This is a genomic window from Polaromonas sp. UBA4122 (assembly GCA_002381615.1).
Lineage (GTDB): Bacteria > Pseudomonadota > Gammaproteobacteria > Burkholderiales > Burkholderiaceae_C > Polaromonas.
Genome location: DFWY01000114.1, coordinates 1 through 6,539 on the forward strand (window position 1 = coordinate 1; position 6,539 = coordinate 6,539).

3 protein-coding genes and 4 pseudogenes are annotated in these 6,539 nt (G+C 58.3%); 1 reads left to right on the top strand and 6 read right to left on the bottom strand.

Annotation, left to right across the window (positions count from 1 at the left end; all coding sequences use genetic code 11):
- Nucleotides 1–281, bottom strand: a pseudogene (locus tag B3F77_RS14850) (IS1634 family transposase); the annotation flags it as partial.
- 205 nt (nt 282–486) lie between these two features.
- On the opposite strand from B3F77_RS14850, the gene B3F77_RS14860 reads away from it, so the two are divergent.
- The gene (locus B3F77_RS14860; protein ID WP_293605704.1) at nt 487–678 is read left to right on the top strand and encodes a hypothetical protein; all 192 of its coding nucleotides are present in this window, start codon (nt 487–489) and stop codon (nt 676–678) included.
- A 160-nt stretch (nt 679–838) separates the two neighbouring features.
- Here B3F77_RS14860 and fdhF read toward each other — a convergent pair whose 3' ends face one another.
- The 5 genes and pseudogenes from fdhF to B3F77_RS14885 form a co-directional block, all read right to left on the bottom strand.
- Nucleotides 839–3,184, bottom strand: a complete 2,346-nt coding sequence (gene fdhF, locus B3F77_RS14865; RefSeq protein ID WP_293605705.1) for a formate dehydrogenase subunit alpha — start codon at nt 3,182–3,184, stop codon at nt 839–841.
- A 139-nt stretch (nt 3,185–3,323) separates the two neighbouring features.
- Entirely contained in the window at nt 3,324–5,312 is a 1,989-nt protein-coding gene (locus tag B3F77_RS14870; RefSeq protein ID WP_293605706.1) for an FAD-dependent oxidoreductase, read from the bottom strand.
- 336 nt (nt 5,313–5,648) lie between these two features.
- Nucleotides 5,649–5,958, bottom strand: a pseudogene (gene truB / locus B3F77_RS14875) (tRNA pseudouridine(55) synthase TruB); the annotation flags it as partial.
- A 2-nt stretch (nt 5,959–5,960) separates the two neighbouring features.
- Nucleotides 5,961–6,065, bottom strand: a pseudogene (locus B3F77_RS14880) (ribosome-binding factor A); the annotation flags it as partial.
- Nucleotides 6,055–6,387 (bottom strand): annotated as a pseudogene (locus B3F77_RS14885) (translation initiation factor IF-2); the annotation flags it as partial. The pseudogenes B3F77_RS14885 and B3F77_RS14880, both read right to left, overlap by 11 nt.
- Nucleotides 6,388–6,539: the final 152 nt, after the last annotated feature.

The window sequence follows — 6,539 nt, forward strand, 5'->3', positions numbered from 1 at the left end:
GTTGGAACTGTCGAACCCGGGTGCTCTTGGTTGATCGATGAGAGTCCTGTTACAGGCTGGGTATCGTTCACTGTGACACGGTGGTGCTGAATGCGGCGCAGTTTTGAGAGGGCGCGCTCAGGTGAGAGTTGGGTATCGCTGGCGTGCAAGCGGCTTCGCATGACCCGATACAGAATCAGCGCTATGAAGCAAATCGCTGCATGGGCCCGTATCCGATCAGGCAAGCGGTGATAGATCGGATCAATCTCAATCTCAATCTCGAACTCGTGAGAACTGTCGGCCTATTCTCGAAGCGATATGCCTCGCCAGCGGCACCGCACTTGGGTGGGGCACACAAAACCATCAGGCTAGCGGACTCGCTCCAAATAATTGCCGCAGGCACGCTCGTTGGGGAACATCCGCTGAAAATCCAAAAGGGTCGTCGGGAAAGCACTGGCCATCCCCGAACGCTACCCATGGTGTCCTTTGGGTGTCAACCGGATAGGCATGGTTCAAACCCCGTTGGCCAAGCTGGAAAGCCTGGAGGGTGTGGGCAAGTTCCTGCGCTCGGAACTCACTATTGAACAACTTCAATTGCAGGCCAAAGCCCAGAGCGATTTCAATGCTGCCAACGCCATGAATGTTGCCCGGCTTAAACTATTTGACTTGTTCAAACGACGATCCAAATCCGTCGCCTGATTCATCCCTTCGATCCAGCTTCGCTCAGGCTCATACCTGAATTGAAAAAAACTGTATTGACTGCTGACCCCGAATAACGCCGCCCCCGACGTGCCAAACAAACCCCCCGCCAGCCTTGCGACCGACGGGGTTTTGTTTTTCGTACAGCCGACTACGCAGCTTACGTCGTTGCGATCTTTTCGATCCTTGCCGCAGAGCGCTTCATGGCTGGCGTCCCAGACTGCTTGTCCAGCGACGTGCTGCCGGTCAGTCTGTTGGCGGACGCTTCTGCGAAGTGGAACGGATAGAAGATCAGCCCTTCCGGGGAACGCTCGGTCACTTTCACCTTGACTTCCACTGCGCCGTGATGGGACACCAAGCGCACCTTCTCACCATGCACCACATTGAAGCGGCGGGCATCTTCCGGATTCACTTCTACCTCGCCTTCCGGCTTCATAAAATCGAGGCCGCGGTTGCGGCGCGTCATCGTGCCGGTATGGTAATGCTCCAGCAGGCGTCCGGTGGACAGGATCAGGGGGAATTTGTCGCTCGCCTGTTCGCCGGAATCGACGTACTCCACCGCGTGGAACTTGCCGAGGCCGCTCGCAGTCGGGAAGTTCTCGGCGTACAGGTAGCGCGTGCCCGGATGATCTTCATCGTAGCACGGCCACTGCAGGCCGCCGTTGTGCAAACGTTCGTGGCGAATGCCACCGTAGGACGGAACCAGCGATGCAATTTCCTCCATCACCTGCGCCGTACTGGTGTACGGCATCGGATAACCCATCGCAGCGGAAATGTCGCAGATCACCTTCCAGTCGGGGCGAGATTCTCCGACCTCCGGAATGGCCTTCTGCAGAAGCTGCACGCGGCGCTCGGTGTTGGTGTAGGTACCATCCTTCTCGGCAAAGCTGCAGACCGGGAACACGACGTCGGCCAGCTTGGCGGTTTCAGACAGGAACATGTCCTGAACCACGAGGAATTCCAGGTTTTTCAGGCCTGCCTCGACTTCGTTCACGTTAGGGCTGCTGCCCATCGGGTTTTCGCCCATGATGTACAAGGCCTTGATCCCGCCATGCAGCGCCGCCTCTTCCATTTCGACCAACGTCAAGTACGGGTTGGTCGGCAGGGGAGCACCCCACGCTTTCTCGAACTTGGCACGATGCTCGGGATTGTTAATGTCATGATTACCAGGCAGTGCGTTGTCCATGCCCTGCATGTCGCTGCAACCCTGCACGTTGTTCTGGCCGCGAATCGGAATGAAGCCGGCGCCTGGCTTGCCGAGATGCCCGGTCACCAGGAACAGGTTGCACAGCGCAAGGCAGGCGTCCACGCCTGTCAGATGTTGCGTCATGCCCATGCCCCACAGTAGCATGCCGCGCTTGGCCTCGCCATAGATGCGGGCCGCTTCGCGCAGACGGTCGGCGGGAACACCGCTGATCTGCTCAACATATTCCGGCGTGTATTTCTTCACCGAGTCGCGGAATTTGTCAAAATCCTCGGTACGCGACTGGATGAAGGCTTCGTTGGCCAATCCCTCTTCCAGCATCACATGGGCCAGACCGTTGATCACGGCGACGTTGGTGCCCAGGCGCGGGCGCAGCCAGACGTCAGCATGGTTGACCATTTCGATGCGGCGTGTGTCGATAACGACGATGCGTGCGCCACCCTCGTACTTGGCTTTCATGATCGCGCTGGAAATGACCGGGTGGGTTTCGGTCGTGTTCGAGCCGGCGACGATGAACGCGTCAGCCATACGGATGTCCGGCGTCGATGCGCTCGGTGCACCGCTGCCGACCGACATCTGGAGAGCGACTACAGACGCCATGTGGCACAGGCGGGCGCAATGGTCGATGTTGTTGGTGCCGAGTGCGGTTCGGACGAAGCGCTGGAATACGTAGTTGTCTTCGTTGGTTGCGCGCGCAGAGGTCAAGCCACCGATCGCAGCAGAGCCATGCTTGGCTTTTACCGCGTTCAGAGAATCGGCCGCAAAACGGATCGCTTCGTCCCAGCTTGCTTCTTCCAGCGGGCTGTTTTTTCCGCCGCGGCGAATCAATGGTCTGGTCAGACGGTCCTTGCTGTGAATGAATTCCATGCCGAAGCGGCCCTTCACGCACAGGTTGCCCTCGTTCGCATCCGAAACGAACGCACCGTTGACCGCGACGACCTTGTTGTTTTCCACTTCGAGGTTCATCGCACAGCCGACGCCGCAGTAGCTGCATACAGTCGAGACTTTTTCGCGCTGGCTGCTGAGCAGCTTGCCGCTGTCGAGCAGGCTCTTCAGCGCGCCGGTCGGGCAGGCGCTGACGCACTGGCCGCAGTTGTTGCATTCGGTGTCGCGGAAGTCAAAGGTGCCGCTGACCAGCGCCGGGTAGCCCAGTTGGTCGATGGCATAGACCTTGCGGTGTTGCACTTCATTGCAGATGCGCACGCAGTTGTGGCACTGGATGCATTTTTCCTTGTGCAACTCGAAGAACGGCAACGATTGCAGCGGCGTGTAGAAGCCTTCAAGCGCATCGTTGCCGCGCACCGCCGGCCCGCGCAACGAGCTTGGCGCCTTGTGCCCTTGAATGTAGTTGTCTTCCAGCGCTTCGGCAATGGCGCAGCCTTGAGATTGTGTCTGGGTTGTAGTCATGGTAACTAGCGTCCTTGTATCTATCGGATATGTCTTAGGCTGTGGGCTTGACGGCTGCGATTTTCGCAGGCGCGGAACCCTTGTGGCTCTTGCCGGCAAACGCCAGCGGCCCGACATATTCCTTCGTCCCGGCGCCGAATTGCAGCGAGTATTTTTGCAAGTCGCAGGTGCCTGCGGCCTGGCATACGCACTGCAGGCAGCGCTCGGCTTCGATGATCGCGGCTTCTTCGGTGAATCCCAGTTCGACTTCGGCGTAGGCGCCGCTGGCCGATACTGCGCCGGTATCGCCCGGGGCAATGTCCTTGCCGAAGACCGAGACGCGTTGTTCTTTTGGCAACACCGGCATGACAGCAAGCTTGGCGTCCTGTTTCGGCCAGGCGCCGATGTCGAAAAACTTGGGCCGTTCGATTTCGATGACTTTTGCGATCATGCGATCGTCCGCGCCTTTCAGATACGCGTCGATCGCATAGGCGGCGCGGCGCCCTTGACCGATGGCTTCGACTGCGGTGGCTGCGCCCAGCGCTGCATCGCCGCCGGCGAAAATGCCGGGCAGGTTGGTCTTCATGGTGGCTTCGTCGACCTCGATACTGCCCCAGCGGGTGGTGCCGATATTGTTGATTTGCAGGCTCTTGACGTCAACATCCTGGCTGATGGCCTGCAGAATGGTATCGGCCGGGATCGTATATTCGGAACCGACCACCGGTTCCGGGCTGCGACGGCCGCTGGCATCCGGTTCACCCAGACGCATGCGCTGGCAAATGAGGCCGACCGCGCGGCCATTTTCCACCTTGACTTCGACCGGTGCCGACAGCAGGTCGAGGACCACGCCCTCGACTTCGCAATCGTGGATTTCATGCGGGCTGGCCGGCATTTCCTTGCGCGAGCGACGGTAAGACAGCGTGACATTCGGTGCGCCCATGCGGCGCGCGGTTCGCGCCGCATCTGCTGCGGTGAAGCCGCCGCCGATGACAACGACGTTCTGGCCCAGATCGGACCGCTCGCCACGGTTGGCTTTTGCGAGAAAATCGACCGCCGGCATCACGCCCAGCGCATTTTCATTCTTAATGCGCGCCATCTTGCCGGTGCAAGCGCCGATCGAGATGAACACGGCCTCATAGCTATCGGTCAGCGAGTCCAGCAGGTAGTCGCGGCCCAGCCGCTGATTGAGTTTCAGTTCGACACCGAGCGCCAGGATGTCGTTGATCTCGTCATCGAGCACCTGATTCGGCAGACGGTACGGCGGAATGCCGTAGCGCAGCATGCCGCCGGCGGCTTCCTGCGCCTCCAGCAACGTGACCTTGTGGCCTTCAAGCGCAAGATAGTATGCGGTGGTCAGGCCGGCCGGGCCGGCGCCAACGACAGCGACCTTCTTGCCGGTGGGCGCCTTCAACTTCGGCTGCGTCATCGCGCCGAGTGCGCGTGCGCGATCGGCAGCAAAGCGTTTCAGCGAGCAGATCGCGACCGGTTGTTCCTCGTCCACCTGAGAGCGGCGGCAGACACTCTCGCACGGTCTCGGGCAAACGCGGCCGATGACCTGCGGCAGTGGCAATTTTTCCTTGATCAGCGCCGTCGCTTCGACGTATTTCTTTTGCGCGATCAGGCCGATGTAGCCGGGAATGTCAATGCCTGCCGGACATTTGTAGGAACATGGCGGCAGACAGTACGCATTATGGTTACTGAGGTAATTGTTCAGAATCGGACGGCGGAGGGCGGTCAGCGCGGGAGAATCGGCGACGACCTGCATGCCTTTGCGCACCTTGATTTCGCATGCTTTCACAGGTTCCGGGTTGCCATCGATCTCGACTACGCACATGCCGCAATCGCCATTTGGATTGGTGCGCGAATCGGAACACATCGATGGGATCTCGATGCCAGCTTTGCGCGCTGCGACCAGGATGGTGTCGCCCTCTTGCGCGAGAAAGGTCTTGCCGTCAACCGTGAGGTCGAAGTGATTCGCGCCTTCGTTGATTTTCCATTGTGGATATTTGCCGGAGCCCTTTTTCAGCCCCAGGTCTTGCACCATCACATGCGTAGTCATCGTGTCAGCTCCTTGCTTGTCGCCTCAGCCGAAAAACAGCCAGTGCGCATGCCATTCAATATGGAATTTGGTTGCGATCAATATGATGCGGCGTCACCGGAAATCTGGAGGCAACCCTTAAATGAATTGGATTGCACTGAGCCACAAAGATTGCAAATGCACAAGTTTTGTAGGACTATTTCGCTTCCGGAACGGCCGCAGTCGAAATTTAATGTACATGAATTTATTTTTGGATACTCTGATCGACATCAGGTTGCTGCGTCTTTGACGCAACTATTTTTTATAAAATTGACCTACGTCATCGCGGGGTGAATGGTGATGCTCCCGCTTCACTTCAATGTCGGCACGCCCATACTCGTACAAGGCCTTGTCATCTTTCTTCAGCGCACTGTGCATCTGCGGCAGTTGCCAAATGCGCCCTGTAAACCGGTGCGTCACCGCATCGATATCCTCTTGCGTCACGTTCACCGGTCGCCGACTGATCCAGGGTACCGGTGTTGCCGGCTTTTTCAGCCCGCAACAACCATTTGACTTTTTGCAATGCGTTATGACTCGACAGGCCCAGCGGCTTGTCTAGCAACAGCACCCCATGCACAGGACGCCTGGGCACCCTCGTGCGCAGCGCGTTCATCGTCAGTCCTCGTTTTTGGAACGCGAAGCCACGGCCTGGGCAATCAGCGCGTTTATGTCGGCCGCCCGTTCCGTGGTGCGGTCAAACTGGAAATGCAGCGTCGACACGGGTGTGAAAGCCAATGATGACGGCCTTGGAAGCAATCGCGAGATTGACGTTGGACTCGCTGATGCCACCGACAGCGGTGTAGACCAGTTGGACCTTGACTTCGTCGGTCGAGAGCTTGAGCAGTAACTGCGCCAGCAATTACTGCGAACCTTGCACATCGGCCTTGATGATGATTGGAACCATCTTGATCTTGACCTCGCCGGCGGCCATGTCGGTGAACCTATTCTCCAGCTTGGCGGCCTGCTGTTTGGTCGGCTTGGTACGGCGGAACTTACTGGCACGGTAGTTGGTAATTTCGCGGACACGACGTTCGTCGGCAAGATTGATGGACTTGCCATTCTCATTGAGCAGGGCGCGCACGCTACCGTGGGGTCGGTGTACACAAGACCAAGGGATGACGCTTGGTTGCCAGCATGTGCCCATGCTTGAAGAAGGGAGATTTTCATTTTATTGACCCACGTCATGGTTGCCTG

Coding starts and splice junctions, on each gene's coding strand:
- B3F77_RS14870 (WP_293605706.1), bottom strand. CDS start 5,312: ATGGTGCAAGACCTGGGGCTGAAAAAGGGCTCCGGCAAATATCCACAA.
- B3F77_RS14860 (WP_293605704.1), top strand. CDS start 487: ATGGTTCAAACCCCGTTGGCCAAGCTGGAAAGCCTGGAGGGTGTGGGC.